The following is a 4,825-nucleotide window of genomic DNA, read 5'->3' as shown; positions in this document are numbered from 1 at the left end:
GGGCAAGGAGATGTAGCTGTACGGTTTGATGGTGCGATGCCTGAAGCCGAACGGAAAAGAGCACTAATTTATCCAGATTATCTAGAATTAAATGAAGAGGAATTTCAAGTAGAAGTATTAGAAATTGACTATCCTTCCAAGTTTTTTACGCTAGAACATAGGCAAATATTAGGTGCATTCATGTCGCTTGGTTTAACAAGGGAAAAATGTGGTGATATTTTGCTTCAAGAAGACCGTGCCCAAATTGCAGTTGCCAAAGAAGTTGTGTCGTATATTGAAATGAACTTACAATCAATAGGGAAAATGAAAGTCACACTCTCTCCTATACAAGTAGAGAAAATTTTGCGTGTAGGTGAAAAATGGGGAGAAAAATCTGGGACTGTTTCGTCACTTCGTCTAGATGTTTTATTAGCTGAAATGCTACATATATCTAGGCAGAAGGTACAGCCTCTTATAAAAGGTGGCTTAGTAAAAGTCAATTGGAAAACAGTAGAGCAAACTTCGTATGAATGTTTTCCGGGGGATGTTTTCTCGGTTAGAGGGTATGGACGAAGTAAATTATTTTCTGTAGAAGGTAAAACGAAGCGCGACAAATGGAGAGTTTTGTATGGTATACTAAAATGATTGGTTTTTTAGAAGGAAATTCTCTTATTTTGTCGAAGAAAAGATATAATTGAAAGAGGAAATTTAGATAACTACTTGGAGGTGGCGTTGTGCCGTTAACACCATTAGATATTCATAACAAAGAATTTGGTCGCGGGTTTCGTGGCTACGATGAAGATCAAGTAAATGAGTTTCTTGATCAAATCATCAAAGATTATGAATTAGTCATTCGTGAGAAAAAAGCTTTAGAAGAAAAGGTTGCACAATTAGAAGGAAAGTTAGATCATTTTTCTAATATTGAAGATACGCTGAACAAATCTATCATTGTCGCACAAGAAGCTGCTGAAGAAGTGAAGCGTAATGCACAAAAAGAAGCAAAATTAATTGTACGTGAAGCAGAAAAAAATGCAGATCGTATCATTAATGAAGCGTTAGTGAAATCAAGAAAAGTTGCTTTTGATATTGAAGAGTTGAAGAAACAAGCGAAAGTATTCCGAACTCGTTTCCGTATGTTATTAGAAACACAACTTGAAATGTTAAACAACGATGATTGGGATAAACTAATTGAATTAGAAGACGAAGTGGACGAACTGTTGAAAAAAGAATAAACAGTGTAAGATTGACGTTTTTCTCATTATTACATATAATTTTAAACAGCATATTTATTAAGAAAAACGAAGATAGGGATAAGTACCTTTTTCATACCTTATATAGCGAACTGAGGATGGTGTAAGCTCAGGATAAGGAGATAATGGGAATATCACCCTGGAGTTCCGCGCTGAACAAATTTAGTAAGCGTAGGCRTATATTCGCGTTAAGAATATAAAGAGGACCTTATGCATTTGTATATGGTCTACTAGGGTGGTACCGCGGGAGACTTTCTCGTCCCTTTTTGGGGATGAGAGGTCTCTTTTTTATTCCCTTTTTTAAGGTCTGTCGTTTATATATTTAAGGAGGAATTGAGCATGGAGTACAAAAATACATTACTAATGCCAAAAACAGAATTCCCGATGCGTGGGAATTTACCGAAACGTGAGCCTGCAATGCAAGAAAAATGGGCTGAAATGAATATTTATGAAAAGGTACAAGAACATACGAAAGGCCGTCCTTTATTTGTACTACATGATGGACCTCCATATGCAAATGGTGACATCCATATGGGACACGCACTAAATAAAGTGTTAAAAGACTTTATTGTTCGTTTTAAATCAATGACTGGATACTGTGCACCATATGTACCAGGTTGGGATACACACGGTTTACCAATTGAGCAAGCTTTAACAAATAAAGGTGTAAAGCGTAAAGAAATGACAGTTGCTGAGTTCCGTAAGTTATGTGCAGAGTATGCATATGAGCAAGTGGAACGTCAACGTGAACAATTTAAGCGTTTAGGTGTACGTGCAGATTGGGATAATCCATATATTACTTTAGAGCCAGCTTATGAAGCACAACAAATTAAAGTGTTTGGTGACATGGCGAAAAAAGGTTATATCTATAAAGGACAAAAACCAGTTTACTGGTCTCCAACAAGTGAATCAGCTTTAGCAGAAGCTGAAATTGAATATCAAGATAAAAAATCAGCATCTATTTACGTAGCATTCCCTGTAAAAGATGGAAAGAACGTATTAGAAGGTGATGAGAAATACATTATTTGGACAACAACGCCTTGGACGTTACCTGCAAACTTAGGTATTTCTGTTCACCCAGAACTTGAATATGCTATTGTGAAAGTAAATGATGAGAAATATATCATCGCTTCTGAACTATTTGAGACAGTTGCAAAAACGTTAGAGTGGGAAAATGCTGAAGTTGTGAAAACRGTAAAAGGTAGCGAACTTGAGTATACAGTTGCAAAACATCCATTCTACGATCGTGACTCATTAGTTATGCTAGGAGAGCACGTAACAACAGATGCAGGTACAGGTTGTGTTCATACAGCACCAGGACACGGGGAAGATGACTTCGTTGTTGGTAAAAAGTATGGATTAGAAGTACTTTGCCCAGTTGATGATAAAGGTGTATTAACAAATGAGGCACCTGGATTTGAAGGCTTATTCTATGATAAAGCTAACAAGCCAATTACAGAAAAATTAGAAGAAGTAGGCGCGTTACTGAAACTAACATTCATTACGCATTCATACCCACATGATTGGAGAACGAAAAAACCAATTATTTTCCGTGCGACAGCGCAGTGGTTTGCATCTATTGAAGCGTTCCGTAAAGAATTATTAGAAGCTGTTGCGGAAACAAAATGGGTACCAGCATGGGGAGAAACTCGTCTTCATAATATGGTTCGTGACCGTGGTGACTGGTGTATTTCTCGTCAGCGTGCATGGGGTGTGCCAATTCCTGTATTCTATGCAGAAAATGGTGATCCAATTATTACAGATGAAACAATTAATCATGTAGCAGATTTATTCCGTGAGCACGGTTCTAACGTATGGTTCGAGCGTGAAGCGAAAGATTTATTACCAGAAGGATTTACACATACAGGTAGCCCAAATGGTGAATTCCGTAAAGAAACAGACATCATGGATGTATGGTTCGATTCAGGTTCTTCTCACCAAGCGGTATTAGAAGAGCGCGAAGACTTACAACGTCCAGCTGATTTATATTTAGAAGGATCTGACCAGTATCGTGGTTGGTTTAACTCTTCATTATCAACAGCAGTTGCTGTAACTRGTAAAGCTCCRTATAAAGGCGTACTAAGCCATGGTTTCGTACTAGATGGTGACGGACGTAAAATGAGTAAGTCGATTGGAAACATCGTCGTACCGAAGAAAATTATGGATCAATTAGGCGGAGACATTTTACGCTTATGGGTATCTTCTGTTGACTATCAATCTGATGTACGTATTTCAGATGATATTTTAAAACAAGTAGCAGAAGTGTATCGTAAAATCCGTAACACATTCCGTTTCTTATTAGGAAACTTAGATGATTTTAATCCAAGTGAAAATACAGTAGCGGTAGCTGAACTTCGTGAAGTAGATCGTTACATGTTAGTGAAGTTAAATGACTTAATTACAAAAGTAAAAGATGCATATGAAACATATGACTTTGCTGCTGTATATCATGCAATTCACAACTTCTGTACAATTGATCTAAGTTCATTCTACTTAGACTTTGCAAAAGACATTTTATACATTGAAGGTGCAGATCACGCGGATCGTCGTGCAATTCAAACTGTATTATATGATGTTCTTGTTGCATTAACGAAACTTGTAACGCCAATCTTACCTCATACAGCTGATGAAGTATGGCCATATGTTCCTGGTGCAGAAGAAGAAAGCGTACAGTTAACTAATATGCCAGAAGCTACAGAAGTAGAGGGTTCAGAAGCGTTAAGAGCAAAATGGGATGCATTTATGACATTACGTGATGACGTTTTAAAAGCGTTAGAAGTAGCTCGTAATGAGAAAGTAATTGGTAAGTCATTAAATGCGAGCATTACGCTATATCCGACTGCAGAAATGAAGGCTATGTTAGAGTCTATTAGCGAAGACTTAAAGCAATTATTCATCGTCTCTGAGTATAAACTTGGTGGTACAATTGAAGAAGCGCCAACAGAAGCACCAAAGTATGAGCATACAGCTGTAGTTGTAGCACAGGCGACAGGTGAGACGTGTGAACGTTGTTGGGTTGTTTCAGAAACAATTGGTAAAGATGCAGAGCATGAAACATTATGTGAGCGTTGTGCAACGGTTGTTAAAGAAAATTATGTAAAATAATGAAAAAAAGCTGACTGCTCATAATAGCAGTCAGTTTTTTGTTGATGATATATCGAAATAACTTTCACTCTCTTTCCTATGAAGGAAAAATGTGTGTGAGGTAAGCGTGGAAATTTCGGACACACTAATTGTACATTGCAGCTGGGAGGAATGTACACGTGAATGAAATTTATATGGAAATAAAAGAAGAATTGCAATTGATGAGAAAAGAGTTGCAAGATAGATTGGCGAAAGAAGTAATGCACACATACTATATGGAATTTGGGCAAGAACTTGGATACGAAATAAAGGAAGAGACAAAGAAAAAATTGCTATTACATGATATAAAAGAGGATTTAAAAGATGTAGAACGTGCATTGTTTAAAATGGAAATAGATATGTACGGTATTTGTGAAGAAACTGGAAGAGCGATTTCTACAAAACAAATGAAAACAATGCCGACTGCTCGTACTATTCATGAATTTTTCTGTGAAAAGGTAAATGTATGAATA

Annotated in this window: 4 protein-coding genes and 1 other annotated feature; all 4 genes read left to right on the top strand. The window is 37.0% G+C overall.

From position 1 onward, the window contains the following. Positions 1–624 (top strand): YlmH family RNA-binding protein (locus tag AC1DJR_RS17435; protein ID WP_477003122.1); only part of this gene is annotated, 624 nt, incomplete at its 5' end. Between the two features lie 89 nt (positions 625–713). After that, a complete protein-coding gene (divIVA, locus tag AC1DJR_RS17430; protein WP_477003121.1) occupies positions 714–1,211 on the top strand; it encodes a septum site-determining protein DivIVA in 498 nt (165 codons plus the stop codon). A gap of 60 nt (positions 1,212–1,271) precedes the next feature. Beyond that, positions 1,272–1,496 (top strand) — a binding site (T-box leader). 72 nt (positions 1,497–1,568) lie between these two features. Then, positions 1,569–4,334: an isoleucine--tRNA ligase gene (gene ileS2 / locus AC1DJR_RS17425; RefSeq protein WP_477003120.1), complete on the top strand. Its 2,766-nt coding sequence runs from the start codon at positions 1,569–1,571 to the stop codon at positions 4,332–4,334. A gap of 158 nt (positions 4,335–4,492) precedes the next feature. Next, positions 4,493–4,822 (top strand): TraR/DksA C4-type zinc finger protein, encoded by a 330-nt coding sequence (locus AC1DJR_RS17420; RefSeq protein ID WP_044442869.1) that lies wholly within the window; start codon positions 4,493–4,495, stop codon positions 4,820–4,822. The last annotated feature ends 3 nt before the right edge of the window (positions 4,823–4,825 follow it).

The sequence above is a fragment of the Bacillus sp. 05T31 genome, assembly GCF_056396725.1.
This window is presented reverse-complemented; position numbering and strand designations above follow the sequence as displayed.